The organism is Cellulosimicrobium funkei (assembly GCF_004519295.1).
In the GTDB taxonomy this organism is placed as follows: domain Bacteria; phylum Actinomycetota; class Actinomycetes; order Actinomycetales; family Cellulomonadaceae; genus Cellulosimicrobium; species Cellulosimicrobium funkei.
The window spans coordinates 296,125-318,812 of record NZ_SOZH01000007.1 but is presented as its reverse complement, the minus strand read 5'-3'; the positions used below and the strand labels follow the sequence as shown (position 1 = coordinate 318,812).

The following is a 22,688-nucleotide window of genomic DNA, read 5'->3' as shown; positions in this document are numbered from 1 at the left end:
GCCGGGCCCCCGCCGACCAGGCGATCCCGGCGGGCCGAGCAGGTGGTTCTGGCGCGTCCGATGTCCTGGACGCGCCAGAACCACCTGTTCGGCGGGGGGCGGGAGAGTCAGGAGGGGCGGGCGACGCCCGTCTCGTAGGCGAGCACGACGGCCTGGACGCGGTCGCGCAGGCCGAGCTTGCCGAGGACGCGCCCGACATGGGTCTTGACCGTCGCCTCCGAGAGCACGAAGCGCTCGGCGATCTCGGCGTTGGTCAGCCCCTCACCGAGGGCCTCGAAGACCTCGAGCTCGCGCGCGGTGAGGTCGGCGAGGCGCGGGTCGTCCCGGCCGGTCGGCGCCTGGGCCGGGGCGGCGGTGCCGTCCTGCGGGAGCTGGCCGGAGAACATCTCGAGCATGCGGCGCGTGATGCGCGGGGAGACGGCGGCGTCGCCGCTCGCGACGGCGCGGATCGCCCCGACGAGCTCGCCGGGCTTGGCGTCCTTGAGGAGGAAGCCGCTCGCCCCGGCGCGCAGGGCGGCGAACGCGTACTCGTCGAGGTCGAACGTCGTGAGGATGATGACGCGCGACCCGGGCTGGGCGGCGACGATCCGCTCCGTCGCCTCGATGCCGTTCGTGCCGGGCATGCGCACGTCCATGAGCACGACGTCCGGCGCGAGCGCGGACGCCTGCGCGACGCCCGTCTCGCCGTCCCCGGCCTCGCCGACGACCTCGATGTCGTCCTCGGCGGCGAGGATCATGCGGAAGCCCATGCGCAGCAGGGCCTGGTCGTCGACGAGCAGCACCCGGATCGGTGCCCCCGTTCCCGTCATGTGCGTTCCCGTCCGTCGTCGCGTGCGCCGGCCTGGCGGCCGGGGTCGAGGTCGAGGCGCAGGCTCGCCCGCACCTCCCAGCCCGTCCCGCTCGGCCCCGCGGACACGGTACCGCCGTAGACCGCGGCCCTCTCCCGCATCCCGATGATCCCGCGCCCCGTGCCGACGGGGACGCCGGGCGGGTGCTGCTCCGCGACGGACGGCGGGAGCCCGCGCTCGTCGGCGCTCGCGCCCTCCCCGGGACGACGGCCCGCCTGGTTGACGACGCGCAGCTCCAGCCAGTCGGCGCCGGGCTCGGCGCGGCGCGACACCTCGACGAGGACCACGGGGGACAGGGGCGCGTAGCGCAGCACGTTCGTCAGGGCCTCCTGGACGATGCGGTGCGCGGTCTGGCGCAGGGCGGGGCCGGGCGTCGGCTGCGGGCCGGAGCGCACGAGCCGGACGGGCAGCCCGGCGGTGCGGAACCGCTCGACGATCTCCTCGAGCTCGGGCGTCTCGTGCGCGGGCGCGAGGGGTACGGTCTGCTCGCCGCCCGGCTCGCGCAGGACGCCGAGGACGCGCCGCATGTCGGCGAGGGCGGCGCGCCCGGTCGCGGTGAGCTCGTCGAGGGCGTGGCCCGCGAGCTCGGGGTTCTTGGCGCCCGACGCCTTGGCACCGTCCGCGAGGGCGACCATGACCGTGAGGGAGTGCGCGACGACGTCGTGCATCTCGCGCGCGATGCGCGTGCGCTCGGCGGCGGCGGCGAGCTGTGCCTGCTGGTCGCGGTCGCGCGCGATGGAGTTGGCCCGCTCGACGAGGTCGGACACGTGCTGGCGGCGCGCGCGCACGTTCGTCCCGATCGCGAGCGCGACGAGGCAGAGGATGGTGGTCACGAGCATGCCGACGATGCGGTCGACGGTCGCGCGGCCCGGCTCGACGCTCTGGCGCAGGACCTCCCCCTCCGGGGTGGTGACGACGTCGTACCAGAGCAGGGTCGCGCCGGAGAGCGCGAGGACGGTGATCGCGAGCACGGGCCACGCGATGCGGGAGGGCCGCGACGCCGCGACGGCGTAGACGGCGAACATGGCCGCGACCTCGAACCCGGCCGTGTCGCCGGTGACGCCGATGGCGACGACGCCGACGGCGGTGAGCGCGAGCGCGATCGTCACGGGCCGACGGCGGCGCCAGTACAGGAGCACGCCGCCGACGAGGAAGAACACGAGCGAGAGCGCCGTCGTCCCACGGGGCTGAGACGCGGTGAGCGCGTACAGCACGCCGGGCAAGACGAAGACGGCCACGACGACCCAGTCCATGACGACCGGGTGCCGCGCGAAGTACCGGCGGACGGGGCCGAGCCGACGCGCGTCGAGCTCGGTGAAGGGGGCGGGCGCGGGGCGCAGGGGGTGGGTCGACGAGCCCGGGTTCCCCGGCGCGGCGGGCTCCACCGGCTCCGGGCGCGCCACGGCCGACGCCGGACGAGCGGTCTGCTCGTCCGGCGTCGGCGGGGTGGTGGGCCGGGTGGTCACGCGTCCCGGCGCTTGAGGACGACCGCGGCCGCGGCGACCAGCGCGGCGGTCCAGCCGAGGAGCACGGCGTAGCCGGGCCACGGCGCGATCGTGTCGCTGCCCGACATGTTGCCGCCGAGCACGATCTGCTCGCCGGCGGACGCGGGCAGGGAGTTGTAGAGCGTCTGGACCCACTCGGCACCGGTCACGCCCATGACGATCCCGAGGACCATCGACAGGACGAAGAACACGGCGACGAGCGTGAAGATCGCCCCCGCGGAGCTGCGGAGCAGCACGCCGACCGCGACGGAGAAGAGCGCGACGGTCGTGAGGTAGAGCACGACGCCGATCAGCGCGCGCTGGTCGTCCGCGGACGAGAAGTCGACGGTCATGTCCTTGCCCGACAGGATCGGGTACGTCACGAGCCACGACAGCCCGACGGCCACGACGGTCGTCACCGCGGTCACCACGCCGACGACGATCATCTTCGCCGCGAGCGCGGGGAGACGGCTCGGCACGGCGGAGAGCGTGGAGCGGATCATGCCGGTCGAGTACTCGCCCGTCACGGTGAGCGCCCCGAGCACGGCCACGGCCAGCTGCGCGAACGTGTAGCCGACGGTGATCACGGTGATGCCCACCCCGTCGGCGGACCCCATGCCGGCCTCCTCGGGCGTGGCGCCCGCGGACTGCATGGAGGACATGACGGCCGCGAACATGAGCGAGAAGCCCACCATGACGACGACGGTGATGCCGAGCGTCCACCAGGTGGAGCGCAGGGTGCGGAACTTGATCCACTCCGAGCGCAGCACGTGGCCGAACGAGAGGCGGTAGGGGGAGGTGCGGGACGCCGTCGGGCCGGCGCCGGTGGCGAGGGTCGTGGCGCTCATCGCTGCGCTCCTTCGAGGGAGTCGGTGGGGGCCGGTGCGCCCGCGGTCGCGCCCGCGGCACCGTGGCCGATGTGGTTCTGCGCGGAGTCGGTCTGGTACTCGACCGCGTCCGCCGTGAGGGCCATGTAGGCGTCCTCGAGCGTGGACGTGACCGGCGTGAGCTCGTGCAGCACGAACCCCTTGGCCGCGGCGAGCTCGCCGATCCCGGGGGCGTCCGCGCCCGTGACGACGAGCAGGCTCGGCTCGTCGCTCGTGACGGTCGCGCCGTCGCTCGTGAGGAGCTCGGCGAGCTGCGTGGCGTGCGGGGTGCGGACCCGCACCGTGCGCTGCTGCGAGCCGTTGACGATGTCGCTCACCGGGGCGTCCGCGATGATGCGGCCCTTGCCGATGACGATGATGTGGTCGGCGGTGAGGGCGACCTCGCTCATGAGGTGGCTCGACAGGAAGACGGTGCGGCCCTCGGAGGCGAGGTAGCGCGCGAGGTTGCGCACCCACAGCACGCCCTCGGGGTCCAGGCCGTTGACCGGCTCGTCCAGGATGAGGGTCTTGGGGTCGCCCAGCAGCGCGGACGCGATGCCCAGGCGCTGGCCCATGCCGAGGGAGAAGCCGCCCACGCGCTTCTTCGCGACCGGCTGCAGGCCGGTCATCTCGATGACCTCGTCCACGCGCTTGGTCGGGATGCCGTGCGTGGCGGCCATCGCGAGCAGGTGGTTGTAGGCGGAGCGGCCGGTGTGCACGGCCTTGGCGTCCAGCAGCGCGCCGACCTCGGTCAGCGGTGAGCGGTGCTGGGCGTAGGGGCGCCCGTTGACGGTGACGGTCCCGGCGGTGGGGCGGTCCAGGCCCATGATCATGCGCATGGTCGTGGACTTGCCCGCGCCGTTGGGGCCCAGGAAGCCGGTCACGGTCCCGGGACGCACGGTGAACGAGATGCCGTCCACCGCGGTCTTGGGCCCGTACCTCTTGGTCAGGCCGCGTGCTTCGATCATGACTTCGCCCCTCCGAGGGTCGTTCGTCCGGGATGGTCCTGGTGCACCGCGGGAAGGTCGCTCCGGTCCGGCCGGGCCCCTCACCGCGAGGTACGTCTCGAGCCTACGGACGGGCTCGGCGCCGGGCAGCCACCTTGCGACGTATCTTGCCGCCGTCGTGACCCGGGGCGCGTACGCCGCGCGGCGTACACGACGTCCCGGCGCGTGGTCCGCTGGTCGGGACTTCGCCCGCGAGGCGCGGGAAACCCGCGGGAACAGTGGCCGGGACTCGCACGTTCCCTAGGATGAACACAGGCCAGCGACACCCGACTCGAGGCGAGACGCCGATGACGAGGCCCGCTGAGAGGTAGTGGACGCCGCGACCAGGAGGAGCTCATGAGCAACCCCGTCTTCAACAACAGCGCGGTCTTCGGCGAGCCGAAGAACCGGCGCGGTGGGGCGGCCACGCAGGCCGCACCCGCCTACGGGAGCCCGCCCGCACAGGGCCAGGGCCCCGCGTACGGCACGCCCCCGCAGGGCGCGCAGTGGGGTGCGTACGGCGCCCAGACCGCGGACGCGGCGCAGCTCGACGCGATGTACAGCGCGCCGTCGGCGACCACGGCGGACACCAAGCGCCTCACGTACGACGACGTGATCATGAAGACGGGCGGCCTGCTCGCGCTGCTCGTCGTCGTCGGGGCGGCGTCGTGGTACCTCACGCCGCAGATGCCGTTCCTCTACCTGCTGGGTGCGATCGCCGGCCTGGTGCTCGGCCTGGTCAACGCGTTCAAGCGGAACCCCAGCCCGGCCCTGATCATCGCCTACACCGTGGCCCAGGGCCTGTTCCTCGGTGGCATCAGCCTCGCGTTCGGCACCATGACCGTCGGCAACGGCGGGAACCTCACGGACATCGTCTTCCAGGCGGTCCTCGCGACCGTCGCGACGTTCGCGGCCGCGCTGTTCCTGTTCCGCTCCGGCAAGGTGCGTGTCACCCCGAAGTTCACGCGCTGGCTGCTCATCGCGATGGTCGGGTACCTCGCCTTCTCGCTCGTCAACGTGGTCCTCGTGCTCTTCGGCGTCCTCGACGGCTGGGGCATGCGCGGCGGCACGATCGGCATCGTCGTCGGGCTCATCGCGGTCGGCCTGGCCGCCGCGTCGCTCATCGTCGACTTCGACTCGATCAAGCGTGGCGTCGAGGCCGGCGTCCCCGCCAAGTTCGCGTGGTCGGCCGCGTTCGGCCTCATGGTCACGCTGATCTGGCTCTACCTCGAGTTCCTGCGCCTCTTCGCGATCCTGCAGAGCAGCGACTGACGGTGGCGCGCAGCACCCGTGAACCGGCACCCGCGGCGGACCTCCCGCCGCGGGTGCCGGTGTTTCTGGCCGGGCTCGTCGTCGCGGCGGCCGCGATGCTCGGCGTCCAGGTCCTCTACATGGTCGTCTCGGGCGCGCCGCCCGCGTGGCTGTCGTTCGCGGCGCTCCTCATCCTGCTCAGCGTCCCGACGGCGGGTGCCGCCGTCGCCTGGCTCGGCACCCGGATCACGCGCGACGCCACGGAGCGCCGGGCCGCGCTCGTGTTCGCGGCGCTCGGACTCGTGGCCGGAGCGCTCTGGGGGTCGTTGCTCGCGGGCGGGATCGCCCGGCAGCTCGCCGACGCCGGCGCGGGCGGTGGCGGTGCGCTCGTCGCGGGTGCGGCCGCCGTCGTCGGGGTCACCGCCGCGGTCGGCGCGGGTCTCGGCCGGCTCGTGGCGCCCGAGGCCTCCGACCGCCCGCTGCTCGTCGTCGTGCTCGGCGTCGCCGTGGTCCTCGTCGCGATCCTGGGTCTCGTCGGCTGACGGCCCCACCCCGTGAGTGCGGGAAAGAGCCGCGGTCGGGCGTCTCCGCCGCGACTCTCTCCCGCACTCAGCGGGGGTCAGGCGGGGAGGCGGCCGGTGGCCGAGGCGAAGCCGAGCCACGTGTGGCGGTTCCCGGCCCAGCACCAGCCGACCTTCGGGGCGCCGCGGCGCTCGCGCCCGTCGCGTCCGGTGCCGTTCGAGATCCACAGCGCGGGGGTGCGGGTGTCGAGGCGGCCGTCGGGCTTGCGCCGCCGTGAGCCGACCGTCATGTAGCAGTGGTTGCGCGCGAGGACGTCCGGCGCCTGGAGCGCCCAGTGGATCCCCTCGTGCAGCAGGAGCGGCGTCCGGCCGCGCGCCGTGAGCTCCGGCAGCGCCTCGTCCGGGGACCAGCTCGCCAGGTCGTCGCCGCGGTCGACGTCCGTGACGAGCGAGAGCGGCCCCGGCGGGACGACGATCCCCTCGATCGGCGTGAAGCGGTCCACGTCCGTCATGTCGACGACGACGAACCCCTCCTTCTCGCCGTCCTTCGCCGGGAGCCGCAGCAGGGGAGCCAGCGCCGACGGCGGCGCGAGCGCCGGGTCGACGACGAGCAGCGCGCCCGCGGGGGCGGTCGCCGCGAGGTCGGCCGCGGCGGCGCGGAACGCGTCCGCGGTGAGACCGGCGATGTCGTGGACGCCGAGTGCGACGAGGCGCTCGGCCTGGGCCACGACGTCGGGCAGCGGGGGGAGCGCGGGCGGCGCGGAGGCCGCTGCGGGGGACGCGGGACGGGTGGCGGCGGTCGTGGGCTCGGGCACGGGTCACCTCTCGGTCGGGGATGTCGGCGTCCTCAACGCTCTACACCGTACGGGAATTCCCGTCGCGAGCGACCCTCATGCCGGGCGTCGGTCGGGACGGTGCCCGGTCGAGCACGCGCGCGGCGCCGGATCGGGGATGATCGGGGCATGAGATACGCAGAGCACGTGTCCGAGCTCGTCGGCGGTACCCCGCTCGTCCGGCTGTCCCGTGTCACCGCAGGCCTCAGCGCGACGATCCTCGCCAAGGTCGAGTACGTGAACCCCGGCGGCTCCGTCAAGGACCGCATCGCGCTGAAGATGGTCGAGGCCGCGGAGGCGTCGGGCGAGCTCCGGCCCGGCGGCACGATCGTGGAGCCCACGTCGGGCAACACGGGCGTCGGCCTCGCGCTCGTGGCGCAGCGCAAGGGGTACGACTGCGTCTTCGTCTGCCCGGACAAGGTGAGCCAGGACAAGCGCGACGTGCTGCGCGCGTACGGCGCGCGGGTCGTCGTCACGCCGACCGCCGTGGCCCCTGACCACCCGGACTCCTACTACTCGGTCTCCGACCGGCTGGTCCGCGAGATCCCGGGCGCCTGGAAGCCGAACCAGTACGCGAACCCGAACGGCCCGGCGTCGCACTACGAGTCCACCGGCCCCGAGGTCTGGGCCGACACCGACGGTCGCGTGACGCACTTCGTCGCCGGGGTCGGCACGGGCGGCACCATCACCGGCACGGGCCGGTACCTCAAGGAGGTCTCCGCGGACCGCGCGGACTCCGACGGCGGTCGCGTGCGCGTCGTCGGCGCGGACCCGGCGGGCTCGGTCTACTCGGGCGGCGACGGGCGCCCGTACCTCGTCGAGGGCGTGGGCGAGGACTTCTGGCCGGCCGCCTACGACCCGGCGGTCCCCGACGAGGTCATCCCGGTCAGCGACGCGGACTCGTTCGCGATGACCCGGCGCCTCGCGCGCGAGGAGGGCCTGCTCGTCGGCGGGTCGTGCGGCATGGCCGTCGAGGCGACGCTGCGGCTCGCGCGCCGGCTCGAGGAGGAGGACCCGGAGGCGGCGGCGCGGGCCGTCATCGTCGTCCTGCTGCCGGACAGCGGGCGCGGCTACCTCTCCAAGATCTTCAACGACGCGTGGATGCGGTCCTACGGGTTCCTGCCCGACGAGGAGGGCGTGACCGCGGGCGACGTGCTGCGCGCGAAGGACGGCCGCCTGCCCGACCTCGTGCACACGCACCCGAGCGAGACGGTCCGCGACGCCATCGAGATCCTGCGCGAGTACGGGGTGTCGCAGATGCCCGTCGTCGGCGCCGAGCCGCCCGTGAAGAGCGGGGAGGTGGCCGGGTCGGTGAGCGAGCGCGCGCTGCTCGACGCCGTCTTCTCCGGCCGCGCGTCGCTCGCCGACCGCGTGGACCAGCACATGGAGCCCCGCTTCCCGCTCATCGGCGCGGGCGAGGGCGTCGAGGCCGTGCGCACGGCGCTGCACGACGCCGACGCGCTGCTCGTCGTCGAGGACGGCGACCCGGTCGGGGTCCTCACGCGGCACGACCTCCTGGGGTTCGTCGCCGCGCGCTGATCCCCGCCGGGCCCCGCGCGCGCCTCAGGCTCCCGCCGGCGGGCGCGCGAGGGACGCCAGCCCGGCGAGGAGGGCGCGGACGTGCAGGTCGAAGCTGCGGTCGAGGTCGTCGGGCAGGCGGAAGCCGCCGCCGAGCTCGAGCGCGACGAAGCCGTGCAGGCTCGCGCGCACGGACCGGACGGCGTCGACCGTGCGGTCCTCGGGGAGGTCGAACCCGCGCAGCACGGCGGCGACGACCTGGACGCTGCGCCCCGCGGCCGCCGACAGCGCGGCGTCCGCGGGGTCGTCCGGGTCGGGGGCGACCTGCACGGCCGCGTACCGGCCGGGGTGCGCCCGGGCGTACCGCCGGGTCGCGTGCGCGAGGGCGGCGACGGCGTCGGGCCCGGCGAGGCCGACCGTCGCGTCGGTGAGGGCGCGCGTGTAGTCCCCGACGGCGACGACCGCGACCTCGCGGCGCAGCGCGGCGAGCGAGCCGACGTGCTTGTAGAGGCTCGGCGTCGCGACGCCTGCCTGCGCGGCGACCTTGGCGAGCGTGAGGTCGGCGAAGCCCGTCGGGCCGCCGGCGTCGACGAGGTCGAGCGCGATCCGGACGACGGCGTCGTGGGACAGCCCGGCCCTAGCCACGAGCGTCCTCCGACCGCTCGGCATCCGGGCGCGCGTCGGCGTCGGGCAGCCCGGAGAGGAAGCCGAGGGTCGCGGCCACGACCTCCTCGGGCGCCTGGAGCTGGGGGTAGTGGCCGACGTCGGGCAGCAGGAGCGTGGTCGCGCCGAGCGCCTGCTCGGCCCACGCGGCCTCGGCGGCCGGGTCGGCGTAGTCGGGGTCGAGCGCGCCGTAGACCGCGAGCACGGGCGCCTCGACCTGGGCGACGCGCGGCTCGACGACGCGGTGGTCGAGCTGGAGGGTGAGGTCCCGGAAGGAGCGCAGGCGCCCCGGCTCGGAGAGGTTGGCGCGGATCGCGGCCTGGTGCGCGGCGAGGCGCGCGGGGGTGCGGCCCCTGTTCAGCGAGCCGTAGAACGAGGCCCAGAACGCCGCGCCCCACGGTCGTGCGAGCGCGACGCGGTAGAGCACGCGCATCGCGCGGAGCCTCGCGGGGGACGACGGCTCGCGCAGGAACCCGTCGAGCAGGACGAGCCCGCGCACGAGGTCGGGACGCAGGGCCGCGGCGACCACGGCGGCCGACGCCGCCATGGAGCTGCCCAGCAGGACGGCCGGGCCGGCGCCCAGGTGCTCGACGAGCGCGACGTAGTCGGACGCGGTCGCCTCGTCGCCGTGCGTCGCGAAGGTCGTGTCGCTGTCGCCGTGGCCGCGCAGGTCCATGACGACCACGCGGTGGCCCGCGGCGAGGAGGTCGGGGACGACGTCGTCGTAGGTGGCGCGGAGGTCGCCCATGCCGGGCGCGGCGAGGACGAGCGGGCCGGAGCCCTGGTCGGTGTAGGCGAGGCGTCCCTCGGCGCGGGCGAGGTGGCGCACGCTCGGTTGCTGGCTCGTGGTCATAGCTGCAAGGCTAATGCCATTAGCCAACGAGGGCAAGAGTTCCGGCGATCGCGCCCGGCCGGGTCGGGGCGACCCGCGTAGGGTAAGGAGACCCGCGCCCGCGCGGGCCTTCCTGTACCCGACGAGAGGCAACCTCGTGACCGACCAGCCCACCCTCCCCACCGCCTCGGGATCCTTCGGCGAGAAGCCGACGCTCACCTTCCCCGAGACGGACGCGCCCAGCGGTCTGCAGGTGGTCGTGCTCACCGAGGGCGACGGCCCGGCCGTCACGTCGGGGCGCAACATCGTCGTGCACTACCTCGGCCAGACCTGGGGCGGGCACGTCTTCGACAACTCCTACGACCGCGGCGACACCATCGCCTTCCCCATCGGCGTCGGCGCCGTCATCGGCGGCTGGGACAAGGGCCTCGTGGGCCAGAACGTCGGCTCCCGCGTGCTGCTCTCGATCCCGCCGGAGCACGGCTACGGCCAGCGCGGCGTGCCGCAGGCCGGCATCGGCGGCACGGACACGCTCGTCTTCGTCGTGGACGTCGTCGACGTCCAGTGACGTCGTGAGCGCGGGGTGCCCGTCGTCGGCGTTCGCCGACGACGGGCACCCGGCGTTCAGCGCCGCACGGACCGCGTCACGGTGAAGCGCGGGTCGCGCGCGACCTGCGCCGTCGGGCCGACCGCGCGCTCGAGCGCCGGGCGGTACCGCAGGTGCGAGTTCCACACGCACCACAGCTCCCCGCCCGGTCGCAGCACCCGCCCCGCGGTCACGAACATGCGGTGCGCCGCGTCGGTGCGCACGGCGGCGCCGTCGTGGAACGGCGGGTTGAGCAGCACGACGTCGGCGCTCGCGTCCGCGAGGGTCGCGCCTGCGTCGTCGCGCACCGTGCGCACCCGGTCGGCGACGCCGTTCTCGCGCGCGGTGAGCGCCGTCGAGCGGACGGCGGCGTCCGAGCGGTCCGCGGCCACCACGTGCGCCTCGGGCCAGCGCCGGGCCGCCCACGCGGCGAGCAGGCCCGTCCCGCACCCGAGGTCGACGACGTCGCGCGGCGGCGCACCCTGCGCGACGGGGGTCGGTCCGTCGTCGGCGCCGAGCCGGTCCAGCAGGAACCGCGTGCCGAGGTCCAGGCCCGCTCCCGCGAAGGCGGCGCCGAACGCCGCGACCCGCAGGCCGACGTCGGCCAGGTCGGTGACGACCGGGTAGGTCGGCGGGCGCCCCGGCCGGGGTGCCGACGCGACGAGCACGCGGGACTTGCCCCGGGCGAAGCTCGCGCGCACCTCGCCGAACGACTTGGCGAGGACGTCGTTCATCGCGCGCGTCATGTGCTTGACGCGCGCGCTCCCGAGGAGCACGACGTCCGGCCTGGCCTCGCGCGCGACGTGCTCTGCGACGTCGCGCAGCGCGGCGAGGCCGCGGGGGAGCCGCAGCAGCACGACCCGCGCCCCGGCCAGGAGCGCCGCGTCGAGGCCGTGGCGGTCGTACGCCGTCGCCATCCCCACCGCGCGCGCGTTCGCGTCGAGCGCCGCCTCCGCGGTGCACGCGTCCTGGTGGACGCGCACGCGCCCCCCGGCGGGTCCTGCCCCGGTGAGCAGCGCCGCACCCAGGGTGAGGGCGCCGTACCGGTCGTCGACGACGGCCACGGCCCCCGGTGCGACGCCGGCGAGCAGGGGCGCCGCCTCGTCGAGCAGCAGGCGGTCGGCCGGGTCGACGGCGACCGGTGCGTCCTCCCGGTCCGGACCGACGTCGTGGGTGCGCAGGCGCTCCAGGAGGGCGGCGAGGTCGGGCGAGGTCGTCACCGCCCCAGTCTCCCCGACGCCCGGTGGTCGCCGCGCCGCGCGCCCGGCGGAGCGCTACTGTGCGACTGCGGAGAGCGAGGAGGCACCCGTGGACGTCCCGCGAACCCTGGTCGAGTCCCGTGCCGTCGGGCGCGCGCTGCGCGACCGGGTGCCGCGCCGCACGCAGGGCGCGCTGCTGCTGCCGGAGCGCGACCCGGTGGCGATCGTCGAGGAGCAGAACCGCGACCGGCTCCAGGACCTGGTCCCGCTGCGGATCGGCCGGATGCTCGAGTCGCCCTTCGCGTTCTACCGCGGCACCGCCGCGACGATGGCCCACGACCTGCGCGACGGCCCCCGGACCGGCGTCCAGGTCGTCGCGTGCGGGGACGCGCACGTCTCCAACTTCGGGCTCTTCGCGTCGCCCGAGCGGCGGGTCCTGTTCGACCTCAACGACTTCGACGAGGCGTCGGACGCCCCGTGGGAGTGGGACGTCAAGCGCCTCGCGGCGAGCATGTACGTGGGCGGGCGGGACAAGGGCCTGGCCGAGCACGACTGCGCGGACGCCGCGCGCGGCGCGGTGCGCGGGTACCGCGAGACGCTCGCCGAGGCGTTCGCGCGCGACGCCTTGGAGCGCTACGCCTTCCTCGTCGACACCGCGGTCATCGAGCCCCTGCTGCTCGACGGCGGGCGCGAGGAGCTCGAGCGGACCGTGCGCAAGGCGCGGCGGCGCACGTCGGAGCAGGTGGTGCGGAAGATCACGAGCCGGACCGCCGACGGCCGCACGCGGATCGTCGACCAGCCGCCCGTCACCCAGCACGTGGACACCGCGAGCGTCGACGAGCTCACGACGCTGTTCGAGACGTACCGCGAGCCGCTGCGCGCCGACGCCCGGCTCCTGCTGAGCCAGTTCAGTGTCGTGGACTTCGTGCTGCGCGTCGTGGGCGTCGGGAGCGTCGGGACGCGCTGCTACATCGTGCTCCTCGAGGGGCCCGCGGGGGAGCCGCTCGTGCTGCAGGTGAAGGAGGCGACGTCGTCGGTCCTCGCGACGTACGGCGGGATGGTCGACGCGCTGCCGTCCGGGCTCGTGCCCGCCGGGGCCCTGCCCGCGCAGGGCCGCCGGGTGGTCGCCGCCCAGCGCATCCTGCAGGCGCAGTCCGACCCGTTCCTGGGGTGGACGACCGTCGAGGCGCCCGACCGCACGGGCCGCCCGCGCGTCGACTTCTACTGGCGCCAGTTCCGCGACATGAAGGGGTCCGTCGAGCTCGGCCGGCTCTCGGCCTCGCAGTTCGTGCGGTACGGGGAGCTGTGCGGGCGCGTGCTCGCCCGCGCGCACAGCCAGTCGCCGGGCGCGCGCGTGGCGCACGGCTACCTCGGCCGCTCCGACGTGTTCGACGAGTCCCTCGCGCGGTGGTCGCGCGCGTACGCGGACGTCGTCGAGGGGGACTACGCCGCGCTCGAGGCCGCCGTGACGAGCGGCCGGCTCCCGGCCGAGCGGGGCGTCTGAGCCGGTCCGACGGCGGTGGACGGCCACCCGCGCGCCGGGCCGCCGCCCGCACGGGTACCTGAGTGTGAGGTCCGGGTTTCTCTGCTGTATGTGGGGTCTAGCGACGCTCTAGGACAGTCTTAGCCTTGACCGTGTCCGCGTCCCAGCGATCTTGCGGAGTACGCGGTAGGAGGGTGACCTTCCACGTAGCGTCAATGATCGCGCGCTTGCGGTCCATGGAGAGTGCTTGCCACTTCTCGTGTGCCTCTGCGAGCCCGAGGAGTGCGTTCCACTTGCCCATACCCGGCTCTACCAGCCCAGCGAACACCGCTGCCCGGTTGCTCTTGCGCATGGCTTCCTCTGCGGCTTCCAGCTCCGTGCGCATGGGTGCAGTGATCCTCAGGTACTCCGCTGCCCTCAGTTGCCCTGAGAGCGCTTCATACTCCGCCAGACGCTCCCGGAGGTCTGCTGCCTTTGCAGCGGCTTCCTTGGCGGCTTGCGTGTCCTCCAGCACCTGCGGAGCGTCCTGAGACGTGAGGAACAAGAGGGTCTGATCTACAACGTAGCCGTCCACGTATTCGCGGATGTGGCGGTTGTGGGACGCGCTGTGACAGCGGTAGGTCTTCACCAACTCGCGCTTGTCTCCGCGCCCGAGGTAGGCAGACGTGCCGTGCATGGTGTTGCCGTTGCCGCAAAGCCCGCACAGGGCAATACCGGTGAGCAGGGTTGCGGCCGGACCGCCTCCCGCGTTGTTGCGCGAGGGGTCGGACAAGATGCCCTGTACGGCCCGCCATTCGGCTTCCGTGACGATGGGAGCAACTTTGCTCTTCGGCATCCGCTCACCCTTATAGACGAGCACTCCCGCGATGCGAGGTTGGATCAGCAACTCACGGACTCGCAGGTTGCTCCATTCCTTACCCGCTTGAGGCGGCTTGACCCCAGACGCGTTCCACGCACGAGCGATGCTGCCTAGCGAGGCACCTTCAAGTACGTCCTCCACAGCGCGTTTGATGAGCGACGCCTCCTCCGCGTGAAGGGTGCCGTCCATGTTGTGTCCCACCGGGCGGCGTCGCCAGTAGGGGAGCCCCTTAGCCGCTCGTGCTGCGTTGGCCATGCGGGCGCGCTCGCTCTTGATCTCCACCTCAGCGGTAGCCGTGGCGGTGACGATCCGGGCTGCCATCCGACCACCGATGGTCGAGAGGTCCAGATGCCCAGTGTTCTTGGAGTAGACGACCAACTCAGCACCTAGCACGCGCTCCATATCGCGGCTCACGCGTGCGAGGCGGTCGAGGTTCCACACGACCACGGGGAGTCGGGGGGCGCGGGCTAGTAGAGCCTCGAACCCCGGGCGCACCTTGCCGGACGTAGCCGACACGGAGGGGTCTAGGAACTCCTCCACGATGACGAAATCGCGCGCGGCGCACCATGACTGCAACTCTGCGATCTGGTTTGCTACGCCTATCTGCTCGCGTTCCTTGTCGTCGGAGACCCGGGCGTAGGCGACCACCTCCGAGAGCATAGTCAGACACTACACCACTGCTGGCAGTGCCGCTGGCTGCTGCGCGCGGCGTGGGTCGCGCAGGAGCTCCTGCAGACGTTCCGCACGCGGCTGGGCGAGGTGGCCCTCGTGCCCGGCACGGACGGCGTCTTCCGCGTCACGCTCGACGCCGGGGACGGGCCGGTGCTGCTGTGGGACCGCCGCGTCGACGGCGGGTTCCCCGAGATCCCGGACCTCAAGCGCCGGGTGCGCGACGCCGTCGCGCCCGACCTGTCGCTCGGCCACACCGACCGCGCGGCCACCACGACGGACCCCGCGACGGACCCCGCGACGCGCACGGACTGAGGCCGGTCGGGCCGCCCGGCAGACGCGGCCCGCAGGGCGCGGCTCAGCCCTTCTTCGCGCGCGCGGCGGCGAGCCGCTCCTCCTCGGCGCGGACCTTCTTCTGCACCTCGCGCTCGGCCGTCAGCCACTCCGGCGGGTCCTGGCGCAGCGCGTCGATCTCGTCGGTGGTCAGCGGCTCGGTGAGGCCGCCGCGCGTGAGGCCGGAGATCGAGACGCCGAGCCGGCCCGCGACGACGGGCCGCGGGTGCGGGCCGTTGCGGCGCAGGTCCGCGAGCCACTGGGGCGGGTTCTTCTCCATCTCCTCGAGCTGGGCCCGGGTGATGGTGCCCTCCTGGAACTCCTGCGGCGTGGCGGGCAGGTACACCCCGAGCTTCTTCGCCGCGGTGGCGGGCTTCATGGTCTGCGCGGACTGCTTGGGGGTCATGGGCTCCAGGGTAGTCGGCCGGTCGGGTGCCGGCGGCCCGCGGCGGGGCGAGCGGCGGGCGTCCGGCGGGCCGGCGACGGACCCGGGGCGGCCCCGGTGCACCTCGGGCGGGAGCGCGCGGGACCGCGCGCCTAGGCTGTCCGGGTGGACGACGACGCGGGCACGGCTCCCGAGGCAACGACCGACGGCGGCGGGGACGACGGGGCCGGCCGCCGGTTCCGGCTCGCGTACGTCCCCGGCGCGACCCCGGCCAAGTGGGTGCGCACGTGGCGCGAGCGCCTCCCCGACGTGCCGCTCGAGCTCGTCGCCGTCGAGCCCTGCGACGCGGAGCGGGCGCTGCGCGACGACGAGGCCGACGCCGCGATCCTGCGCCTGCCCGTCGACCGCGACGTGCTGAGCGCGATCCGCCTCTACGAGGAGGCGCCCGTCGTGCTCGTGTCGCGCGACCACCTGCTCGCCGCCCTGGAGCCCGAGGAACCGGTCGCGCTCGACGACCTCGCCGACGACGTGCTGCTGCGGCCGCTCGACGACGTCGTGCCGTGGGCGGGCGAGGCCGGGGCCGCGGACGACGCGCCGCAGCCGCCGGGGCGGCCGGCCGACGAGCGGCCCGCGACGACCGGCGACGCGGTCGTGCTGGTCGCCGCGAACGTCGGGGTGGCGGTCGTGCCGCAGTCGCTCGCGCGCCTGCACCACCGCAAGGACGTCACCTACCGCCGCCTGGAGGGGGCGCCGTCGGCCCCCGTCGCGCTCGCGTGGGTCGCGGACCGCGACGACGACCTCGTCGAGGAGATGGTCGGGATCGTCCGGGGCCGCACGGCCAACAGCTCGCGCGGGCGTCGCGCGACGGCGCCCGCGGAGGAGGCCGCGCCCGCCCGCGAGCGCCGCGACCGCGACGCGCGCGGTGGCGCGGGCCGCGGGGGAGCGGGCACGGGTCGCGGCGGAGCGGGCACCGGTCGTGCGGGAGCGGGCGGCGGGCGCGGCGGGGGCGGCGCGCAGGGCCGCGGAACGCCGAAGGGCCGGGGCGCCCGCGGTCGGGGCGGGAAGCGGCGGTGACGGCTCCGTCGCCCGCGCCGCAGGCTCCGGGTGGCCCGGTCGAGCTCGTGCTGCTCGACGCGGTGCCCCCGGACGAGCGGGGCCGGCTGCTCGCCGCCGCGCTCCGGCTCCGGCTGGGGCCCGGGCAGGAGGAGTTCGTGCCGCCCGCGGCCGACGTCGTCGCCGCGGCCCACGCCGACCCGGGACGGCACCTGCTGGTCGCCCGGCCACCGGGCGGCGACCCCGTCGCGCTCGGCGTGCTGCACCCCGGCGGCGCCCCGGCCGAGGTCGCGGCGCTGCTCGACGGCGTCGCCCCGGACGACGTCGTGCTGTTCCGCGGCTTCCTCGTCGACGTCGCGGCGCAGGGCGGCGGCGTCGGGTCGCGCGTCGTCCGGGACCTTCCCGGCGCGGTCGCGGCGCTCGCGGCGCTGCGTGGGCGGACGGCGCCGTACGGGGCGCTCGTCCTCACGGTCAACGACCGCAACGCGGCGGGGCGGCGCGCGTACGCCCGCGCGGTGCTGCACGACCGCGGCGCGTACCTCGGGGGCAGCGCCGGGCCGCAGCGGGTCATGGCACGCGCGCTCGCAACATAGGCCTTGACTTATATAAGCACAGTCTAAAAAATGGGGTCATGGAAGCGTTCGACGTCCTCGGCGACCCGGTGCGTCGCCGGATCCTCGAGCACCTCGCGCACGGCGAGCAGCCCGCCGGCGAGATCGCGGCGCGCGTGGGGGAGGAGTTCGGCATCAGCCAGCCCGCGGTGTCGCAGCACCTGCGCGTGCTGCGGACCAGCGGGTTCGCGTCGGTGCGTCCGGACGGGACCCGGCGCCTCTACGCGCTCGACCCGGCCGCCCTCGACGAGGTCGAGGACTGGACCGCGGGCCTGCGCCGGTTCTGGGAGCAGCGGCTGGACGCGCTCGGGACCGAGCTCGCCCGGGGTGCCCGCGAGCGCCGTCGGGCGACGGCAGCCGGCGCCGACGAGGACGACGAGCGCCCCACCGACACCACCAGGAGGACAGCATGAAGGACTTCATCGCCGAGCTCGAGGCCGCGCGGCGCACCGTCGGGACGGGAGACCTGCCCGCCGGTGCGGCACGGGTCGTCACCCTCGAGCGCACCTACCCGGCCGACGTCGAGGACGTGTGGGACGCCGTCACCGACCCCGAGCGCATCCCGCGCTGGTTCCTGCCCGTGACGGGCGACCTCCGGGTGGGCGGCACCTACCAGGTCGAGGGCAACGCCGGCGGCGAGATCCGCGCGTGCGAGGCCCCGCGGCTCCTGCGGCTCACGTGGGTCATGGGCCCGCCGACGCCGGAGGACACGTCCGTCGTCGAGGTCCGGCTCGCGCCCGCGCCCGACGGCGGCACGACGCTCACGCTCGAGCACACCGCCGTCGTGCCGCCGGAGATGTGGGACCAGTTCGGCCCGGGCGCCGTCGGCGTCGGGTGGGACGGCGCGCTGCTGGGCCTCGGGCTGCACCTCGACGGCGGGGCGACGCTCGACCCCGAGGCCGTCCTCGCGAGCCCCGAGCTGCGCGCGTTCAACGTCGCGAGCAGCGAGGCGTGGGGAGCGGCGCTCGCCGCGGCCGACGGGCTCGACGCGGACGACGTCGCCGCCCGCGTCGCCGCCACGACGGCGTTCTACGTCCCTGCGGACGACGTCCCCGCCGAGGACGGCCCGGGCACCCGGTAGGGCCGCCCCCGCGGTCGCCGGTCGCGGGTCGCACCGGCGGTCCCGCGAGGTACCGCCCTGGGGGGACGCCCCGCGGCGGACGTCCGCCGCGGGGCGGATGTTCACCCGTGGTTCACCCGGCATACCCTCGTCCGATGACTTCGCCCGATTCGTCCCGCACCACGACCCTGCCCGACGCCGCCCCGACGCGTGACGAGAGCGACGGCGCGCCGGCCGGACCCACGGCCCCCGAGCCGTCGTCCGGGCTGGCGGGGCAGGCGCTCGTGGCGCTGTCGTGGCTCGTCGGGGCGGCGCTCGTCGTCCTCGTCGCCCGGATGCTGCGCGGCCCGAGCGAGTCCCTCTACCTCGCCGTCACGGCGCGCACGGCCGACCTCCCCGGGACGGAGCTCGTCGCCGAGGGCGGCGTGCTCGTGCTCGTGGCCTGGTGCGCGCTCGTGGCCTGGCGCTCGCGTCGGGGCGGCCCGCCCGCGGTCGCGACGACGCTCGTCGCCGGCGTGGGCGCCGTCGCCGCCTACGCCGCGAGCGAGGCCGTGAAGTCGCTCGTGCGGCAGCCGCGCGGCTGCTGGGAGCTGGTCGAGGTCGCGCACTGCCCCGCGGCGGGCGACTGGTCGTTCCCGAGCAACCACACCGCGATCGCGTTCGCCCTCGCGACCGCCGTCGTCCTCGCCGGCGCGCCGGCCGTGCGGGTCCCCGGCGCCGTGCCGGCGCGGCACGCGACCCGCTCCCGTACGCGCGACCTCGCGGTGTGGGTCGTCGTGCCGGCCCTGCTGGCCGTGGCGGTCGCGGCGGCCCGCGTCGCCCAGGGCGTGCACTTCCCGCACGACGTCGTGGCCGGCGCGGCCGTGGGCGTCGCCGTGGTCGTGGCGGCGGTGACGGTGCTCGCCGGTCCCGCCACGGCGGCCGTCGCGGCGGCGTGCCGCGTCGACGGGGTGCGCCGCGTGCTGCTCGCCCGACCGTCCTGACCCCGCCCGCGGGCGGCGCCGTCAGCGCGGCGCGGTGACGAAGACGTCGAACAGCTCCGGGTGGTGGGCGTGCACCAGCACGGCGAACACCACGACGTCGAACAGCAGGTGGACGGCCACGACGTACGTGAGCGACTTGCTCCAGGAGAAGATCCAGCCCTGGACGAGCGCGAACGGCACGGTGAGCAGCGGGCCCCACTCGCGGTAGCCGAGCTCCCAGAGGAACGACACGAAGACCGTCGCCTGCAGCAGGTTCGCCGTCCACACCCCGAAGTGCTCGCGGTACAGCGCGAAGACCACGCACACGAAGAACAGCTCGTCCCAGATGCCCACCGCGTTGACGCCGACGAACAGGCGCGCGATCTCCGCGCCGCCCGTGATCGGCGGCCAGTTGAGGTACGCGCCCGACCCGATGAAGTAGAACGGCAGGATCAGGTAGCCCGCCACGACGACCACGACCAGGTACACGACCTGCCCCCGCGTCCAGCGGCGCCCCGTCGCGACGGGGAACGTGACGGCGTCCTCGCGGAAGACGAAGCGGGACAGCGCCCACGGGACGAGCACCGCGAGGGAGAGCACGACGGCGAAGCGCACCATGCCGGCGTCGGACAGGTCGGCCTTCAGCGAGATGGTCGAGATGATCCCCATCCCGACGCCGACCAGCGCGAGGTCACGGCCGAGGCGCCGGTCTACGAGCAGCCCGAGCGCGACCCCGAGGACGAGCGGGACGTACCCGAGCGGGCGCGCGTGGACCGCGAAGAGCAGCACCGCGGAGCCGGACACGAGGACCGCGGCGAGCAGCCGCAGGGGCGACCCGACCGCCCAGGGCGGGCGGGCGGCGTCGGGCAGCGGGCTGAGCGCGGCGGAGGTCACGCGCACACGGTGCCACGACCGGCGGGCGGGGGCGCGCGCCGCCGCGCCGGGACCGGGCCGCGACCGGGCCGTGCGAGCCCCGGCGCTACAGCTCCTCGTACACCGCCGGGTCCTGGCCGTTCGTGCGCCCGTCCGCCCGGGCGAGCCCGGTCAGGGCGTTCATCTCGTGCGTGGTCAGCTCGAACGAGAACACGTCGAGGTTCTCGCGCTGACGCTCCGGCGACGACGCCTTCGGCAGCGGCACGACACCGAGCTGCACGTGCCAGCGCAGGATCGCCTGCACCGGGGAGACGCCGTGCGCGGCCGCGACCTGCGTGACGACCGGGTCCCGGAGCAGGTCGTTCGCGCGTCCGATCGGGCTCCACGCCTCCGTGACGACGCCGCGCTCCGCGTCCGCCGCACGCTGGAGCGGCTGCGGGAAGTACGGGTGCAGCTCGACCTGGTTCACGACGGGCGTCACGCCCGTCGCCGCGATCACCGCGTCCAGGTGCTCGGGCAGGAAGTTCGAGACGCCGACGTGCCGGACCAGGCCCCGGTCGCGGCACTCCACGAGCGCCTCGTACGCCTCGACGTACCGGCCCACGCGCGGGTTGGGCCAGTGCACGAGGTACAGATCGAGGTAGTCCAGGCCCGTGCGCAGCACCGACTCCTCGACCGTCCGGACGGCGTCGTCGTGCGCGTGGTGGCGCCCGGGGAGCTTCGACGTCACGAGCACGTCCTCGCGCGCGACGCCCGAGCGGCGCACCGCCGCGCCCACGGCGCCCTCGTTCTCGTAGCTGAACGCGGAGTCGACGAGCCGGTACCCCGCGTCGATCGCGCGCGCGACGGCGTCCGCGCCCTCCTCGCCCTGGAGCCGGTAGGTGCCGAGGCCGATCGCGGGGATCGTCGTGCCGTCCTGCGCCGCGAGGGTGGGGATCGTCATGGGCCCATCGTGCGGGCGACCCCGGCGGCCCCGCACCTCGGCGGGACGCGGCAGCGGGACGTCGCGCGGGCGAGATGCGAGAAGTGGCCCCTGGTCCGGCGGGACCAGGGGCCACTTCTCACCTCTCGGCGGGTGCTACGCGGCGCTCGGGAACGGGACCCCCGTGGTCGCGTGGCAGCGGTAGCCGTTCGGGTTCTTGTCGAGGTACTGCTGGTGGTAGTCCTCGGCGTAGTAGAACGGCCCGGCCTCGGCCGCGGGGCGCATCTCCGTCGTCACCGGGTCGTACCCCTTGGCCTCGAGCACCGCGGAGTAGCGCGCCGCCGTCTCACGGACGGCTCGCTCCTGCTCGGGCGTCGTCCAGTACACGGCGGACCGGTACTGGGTGCCGACGTCGTTGCCCTGGCGGTAGCCCTGCGTCGGGTCGTGGCGCTCCCAGAAGATCTTGAGCAGCTCCTCCTCGGAGACCTTCGTCGGGTCGTACGCGACGAGCGCCGTCTCGGTGTGGCCGGTCCGCGCGGTGCACGCCTCCTCGTAGGTGGGGTTCGGCGTCGTGCCGCCCATGTAGCCGACGGCGGTGCTCACCACCCCGGGGACCTGCCAGAAGATCTCCTCGGCGCCCCAGAAGCAGCCCATCGCCAGGTAGAGCACGCGGGTGCCCTCGGGCCACGGGCCGGTGATCGAGGTGCCGAGCACGGTGTGGGGACGCGGCGCCTGCAGCACGGGCGACTGGCGCCCGGGCAGCGCGTCCTCGGGGGCGATCATCGTCGTCTTGCCGGACGAGCCGAAGATCGCGTCGAAGATCGAGTTCATCGCTTACCTCCTGAGGGTGCCCGGACGACCGGGGCGCTGGCCCACGACGCATCGTCCTGGCACGGGGTAGAACGCGGCGGGGGCGGTCGGTGTTCCGCGGACGTGCCGCGACCGGGGGGCCGGGCGCGTGTCCGGCCCGAGCCTCTCACGGGACGATCGAGTCGATGTACCCGCCGTCGACGCGCACCGCGGCGCCGGTCGTCGCCGACGCGAGCGGTGACGCGAGGTAGGCGACCATGTGCGCGATCTCCTCCGGCTCGATGAGGCGCTGGAGCAGCGACTGCGGGCGGTGCTCGCGCATGAACACGCGCTGCGCCTCGTCCCACGGCAGGTCGTCGCCGACGAGCTCGCGCGCGAACGCCTCCACCCCGCCCGTGTGCGTGGGCCCGGCGAGCACGCTGTTCACCGTGACACCCGTGCCCGCCGCCGCCTTGGCGAACCCGCGCGAGACGCCGAGCAGCGCCGTCTTCGTCACGCCGTAGTGGATCATCTCGGCCGGGATCACGACCGCCGAGTCGCTCCCGACGAACTGCACCCGGCCCCAGCCGCGCTCCGTCATCCCCGGCAGGTACGCGCGCGTGAGCCGCACGCCCGCGAGGACGTTCACCTCGAAGTAGCGGCGCCACGTTGCGTCGTCGATCGCGAGCGGGTCCGCGCTCGAGAAGATGCCGAGGTTGTTCACCAGCACGTCGACGTGCGGCACGGCGTCGAGCACGGCCGCCGTCCCCTCGTCGGTCGCGAGGTCGGCGGCCACGCCCAGCACGTCCGCCCCGGGCACGTGCTCGCGCACGTCGGCGGAAGCCCGCTGCGCCGTCTCCTCGGAGCGCCCGTTGACGACGACCGCCGCGCCGCACGCCGCGAGCGTGCGCGAGATCGCGAGCCCGATCCCCTGCGCCGAGCCGGTGACGAGCGCCCTCCTGCCGTCCAGGTCGATCCTCATGCGCGGGCTCCTTCCGGGTCGTCGGACGACGGTCGCCGCCCGCCTCCCTACCGTGGCCCGCGGCGGTCGCGGCCGCCACCGCCCCACCGCCCTCGCCATGGCCGCCGTCGCCACGGCCGC

25 protein-coding genes are annotated in these 22,688 nt (G+C 74.9%); 11 read left to right on the top strand and 14 right to left on the bottom strand.

Annotation, left to right across the window (positions count from 1 at the left end; translation table 11 throughout):
- Positions 1–107: 107 nt before the first annotated feature.
- Genes E1O70_RS13600 through E1O70_RS13585 form a run of 4 tightly spaced genes read right to left on the bottom strand, consistent with a single transcriptional unit; the run spans position 108 to position 4,166 of the window.
- A complete protein-coding gene (locus E1O70_RS13600) occupies positions 108–809 on the bottom strand; it encodes a response regulator (protein ID WP_034655510.1) in 702 nt (233 codons plus the stop codon).
- On the bottom strand, positions 806–2,314 hold the full coding sequence (locus tag E1O70_RS13595) for a sensor histidine kinase (protein WP_061269424.1): 1,509 nt from the start codon (positions 2,312–2,314) through the stop codon (positions 806–808). Before E1O70_RS13595 ends, E1O70_RS13600 begins: the two co-directional genes overlap by 4 nt.
- Positions 2,311–3,180, bottom strand: coding sequence for an ABC transporter permease subunit (locus tag E1O70_RS13590; RefSeq protein ID WP_061269425.1), 870 nt, complete (start codon positions 3,178–3,180; stop codon positions 2,311–2,313). The genes E1O70_RS13595 and E1O70_RS13590 overlap by 4 nt, the downstream gene beginning before the upstream one ends.
- A complete protein-coding gene (locus tag E1O70_RS13585) occupies positions 3,177–4,166 on the bottom strand; it encodes an ABC transporter ATP-binding protein (RefSeq protein ID WP_076405853.1) in 990 nt (329 codons plus the stop codon). The genes E1O70_RS13590 and E1O70_RS13585 overlap by 4 nt, the downstream gene beginning before the upstream one ends.
- Before the next feature lie 375 nt (positions 4,167–4,541).
- On the opposite strand from E1O70_RS13585, the gene E1O70_RS13580 reads away from it, so the two are divergent.
- Together E1O70_RS13580 and E1O70_RS13575 are read left to right on the top strand one after the other, a co-directional pair.
- The gene (locus E1O70_RS13580; protein WP_021482325.1) at positions 4,542–5,456 is read left to right on the top strand and encodes a Bax inhibitor-1/YccA family protein; all 915 of its coding nucleotides are present in this window, start codon (positions 4,542–4,544) and stop codon (positions 5,454–5,456) included.
- A gap of 53 nt (positions 5,457–5,509) precedes the next feature.
- Positions 5,510–5,977, top strand: coding sequence for a hypothetical protein (locus E1O70_RS13575; RefSeq protein WP_128957439.1), 468 nt, complete (start codon positions 5,510–5,512; stop codon positions 5,975–5,977).
- A gap of 77 nt (positions 5,978–6,054) precedes the next feature.
- On the opposite strand, the gene E1O70_RS13570 is transcribed toward E1O70_RS13575, so the two are convergent.
- Positions 6,055–6,771: a DUF5701 family protein gene (locus tag E1O70_RS13570; protein ID WP_061269409.1), complete on the bottom strand. Its 717-nt coding sequence runs from the start codon at positions 6,769–6,771 to the stop codon at positions 6,055–6,057.
- Between the two features lie 147 nt (positions 6,772–6,918).
- Between E1O70_RS13570 and E1O70_RS13565 the strand changes: the two genes are divergently transcribed.
- Positions 6,919–8,328: a cystathionine beta-synthase gene (locus E1O70_RS13565; protein ID WP_021483369.1), complete on the top strand. Its 1,410-nt coding sequence runs from the start codon at positions 6,919–6,921 to the stop codon at positions 8,326–8,328.
- A gap of 24 nt (positions 8,329–8,352) precedes the next feature.
- On the opposite strand, the gene E1O70_RS13560 is transcribed toward E1O70_RS13565, so the two are convergent.
- Together E1O70_RS13560 and E1O70_RS13555 are read right to left on the bottom strand one after the other, a co-directional pair.
- The gene (locus tag E1O70_RS13560; protein ID WP_061269410.1) at positions 8,353–8,952 is read right to left on the bottom strand and encodes a TetR/AcrR family transcriptional regulator; all 600 of its coding nucleotides are present in this window, start codon (positions 8,950–8,952) and stop codon (positions 8,353–8,355) included.
- The gene (locus E1O70_RS13555; RefSeq protein WP_061269411.1) at positions 8,945–9,823 is read right to left on the bottom strand and encodes an alpha/beta fold hydrolase; all 879 of its coding nucleotides are present in this window, start codon (positions 9,821–9,823) and stop codon (positions 8,945–8,947) included. Before E1O70_RS13555 ends, E1O70_RS13560 begins: the two co-directional genes overlap by 8 nt.
- Positions 9,824–9,959: 136 nt before the next feature.
- Here E1O70_RS13555 and E1O70_RS13550 point away from each other — a divergent pair, with 136 nt between their 5' ends.
- On the top strand, positions 9,960–10,370 hold the full coding sequence (locus E1O70_RS13550; protein WP_009864026.1) for an FKBP-type peptidyl-prolyl cis-trans isomerase: 411 nt from the start codon (positions 9,960–9,962) through the stop codon (positions 10,368–10,370).
- A 56-nt stretch (positions 10,371–10,426) separates the two neighbouring features.
- Here E1O70_RS13550 and E1O70_RS13545 read toward each other — a convergent pair whose 3' ends face one another.
- Positions 10,427–11,608 (bottom strand): class I SAM-dependent methyltransferase, encoded by a 1,182-nt coding sequence (locus tag E1O70_RS13545; protein WP_061269412.1) that lies wholly within the window; start codon positions 11,606–11,608, stop codon positions 10,427–10,429.
- Positions 11,609–11,696: 88 nt separating this feature from the next.
- Between E1O70_RS13545 and E1O70_RS13540 the strand changes: the two genes are divergently transcribed.
- A complete protein-coding gene (locus E1O70_RS13540) occupies positions 11,697–13,091 on the top strand; it encodes a DUF2252 domain-containing protein (protein ID WP_205688654.1) in 1,395 nt (464 codons plus the stop codon).
- A 97-nt stretch (positions 13,092–13,188) separates the two neighbouring features.
- On the opposite strand, the gene E1O70_RS13535 is transcribed toward E1O70_RS13540, so the two are convergent.
- On the bottom strand, positions 13,189–14,589 hold the full coding sequence (locus E1O70_RS13535) for a recombinase family protein (RefSeq protein ID WP_061269413.1): 1,401 nt from the start codon (positions 14,587–14,589) through the stop codon (positions 13,189–13,191).
- Here E1O70_RS13535 and E1O70_RS13530 point away from each other — a divergent pair.
- Positions 14,500–14,913: an Rdx family protein gene (locus tag E1O70_RS13530; protein ID WP_318280482.1), complete on the top strand. Its 414-nt coding sequence runs from the start codon at positions 14,500–14,502 to the stop codon at positions 14,911–14,913. The genes E1O70_RS13535 and E1O70_RS13530 overlap by 90 nt on opposite strands.
- Before the next feature lie 43 nt (positions 14,914–14,956).
- Here the strand turns inward: E1O70_RS13530 and E1O70_RS13525 are convergent, their stop codons facing one another.
- On the bottom strand, positions 14,957–15,337 hold the full coding sequence (locus tag E1O70_RS13525; RefSeq protein WP_034650386.1) for a DUF5997 family protein: 381 nt from the start codon (positions 15,335–15,337) through the stop codon (positions 14,957–14,959).
- Positions 15,338–15,481: 144 nt separating this feature from the next.
- Between E1O70_RS13525 and E1O70_RS13520 the strand changes: the two genes are divergently transcribed.
- The 5 genes from E1O70_RS13520 to E1O70_RS13500 all read left to right on the top strand — a co-directional run bounded on the left by E1O70_RS13520 (position 15,482) and on the right by E1O70_RS13500 (position 19,023).
- On the top strand, positions 15,482–16,390 hold the full coding sequence (locus E1O70_RS13520) for a LysR substrate-binding domain-containing protein (RefSeq protein WP_128957440.1): 909 nt from the start codon (positions 15,482–15,484) through the stop codon (positions 16,388–16,390).
- Positions 16,387–16,962 carry a hypothetical protein gene (locus E1O70_RS13515; protein ID WP_061267445.1) on the top strand — a complete coding sequence of 192 codons (576 nt, stop codon included), beginning with the start codon at positions 16,387–16,389 and terminating at the stop codon, positions 16,960–16,962. Before E1O70_RS13520 ends, E1O70_RS13515 begins: the two co-directional genes overlap by 4 nt.
- A gap of 38 nt (positions 16,963–17,000) precedes the next feature.
- The gene (locus E1O70_RS13510; protein WP_061267446.1) at positions 17,001–17,393 is read left to right on the top strand and encodes an ArsR/SmtB family transcription factor; all 393 of its coding nucleotides are present in this window, start codon (positions 17,001–17,003) and stop codon (positions 17,391–17,393) included.
- A complete protein-coding gene (locus E1O70_RS13505; RefSeq protein WP_061267447.1) occupies positions 17,390–18,061 on the top strand; it encodes an SRPBCC family protein in 672 nt (223 codons plus the stop codon). Before E1O70_RS13510 ends, E1O70_RS13505 begins: the two co-directional genes overlap by 4 nt.
- A 134-nt stretch (positions 18,062–18,195) precedes the next feature.
- Positions 18,196–19,023, top strand: a complete 828-nt coding sequence (locus E1O70_RS13500) for a phosphatase PAP2 family protein (protein WP_061267448.1) — start codon at positions 18,196–18,198, stop codon at positions 19,021–19,023.
- 21 nt (positions 19,024–19,044) lie between these two features.
- Here the strand turns inward: E1O70_RS13500 and E1O70_RS13495 are convergent, their stop codons facing one another.
- The 4 genes from E1O70_RS13495 to E1O70_RS13480 all read right to left on the bottom strand — a co-directional run bounded on the left by E1O70_RS13495 (position 19,045) and on the right by E1O70_RS13480 (position 22,568).
- Positions 19,045–19,872 carry a CPBP family intramembrane glutamic endopeptidase gene (locus E1O70_RS13495; RefSeq protein WP_034653394.1) on the bottom strand — a complete coding sequence of 276 codons (828 nt, stop codon included), beginning with the start codon at positions 19,870–19,872 and terminating at the stop codon, positions 19,045–19,047.
- A gap of 109 nt (positions 19,873–19,981) precedes the next feature.
- Positions 19,982–20,818, bottom strand: coding sequence for an aldo/keto reductase (locus E1O70_RS13490; RefSeq protein WP_061267449.1), 837 nt, complete (start codon positions 20,816–20,818; stop codon positions 19,982–19,984).
- A gap of 135 nt (positions 20,819–20,953) precedes the next feature.
- A complete protein-coding gene (gene msrA / locus E1O70_RS13485; protein WP_034653375.1) occupies positions 20,954–21,628 on the bottom strand; it encodes a peptide-methionine (S)-S-oxide reductase MsrA in 675 nt (224 codons plus the stop codon).
- 145 nt (positions 21,629–21,773) lie between these two features.
- Positions 21,774–22,568 carry an SDR family NAD(P)-dependent oxidoreductase gene (locus E1O70_RS13480; protein ID WP_061267450.1) on the bottom strand — a complete coding sequence of 265 codons (795 nt, stop codon included), beginning with the start codon at positions 22,566–22,568 and terminating at the stop codon, positions 21,774–21,776.
- Positions 22,569–22,688 lie beyond the last annotated feature (120 nt).